Origin of the sequence: Neisseria sp. P0001.S007, assembly GCF_051963655.1 — a bacterium.
GTDB lineage: Bacteria > Pseudomonadota > Gammaproteobacteria > Burkholderiales > Neisseriaceae > Neisseria > Neisseria subflava_A.
Genome location: NZ_JBQCUB010000074.1, coordinates 1 through 229 on the forward strand (window position 1 = coordinate 1; position 229 = coordinate 229).

Annotated in this window: 1 protein-coding gene; it reads right to left on the reverse strand. The window is 52.0% G+C overall.

Features of this window, described 5'->3' with window-relative positions:
* Positions 1-229 (reverse strand): GTP-binding protein (locus ACTHRE_RS11235; RefSeq protein ID WP_440345291.1); only part of this gene is annotated, 229 nt, incomplete at both ends.

Below are 229 nucleotides of genomic sequence, written 5' to 3' on the forward strand. Positions count from 1 at the left end.
CATTTTGTACTTCAACCACTTTGGCTTTAGGCGGGAACAGCTTGGCCGCTTTATCGTGAAACTCGGCCTGCTGCTCGGGCGTGCACAAGTCTGTTTTGCTGGCGGCCAATACGTCGCAAATGCCGATTTGGTATTTATACAAGGCTTGTTGCGCGTAATCGGGATTGATGAATTGGCGCGGATCGACAACGGTAAATACGGCGCCGATTTCCAGCATACTGTCGAGCGG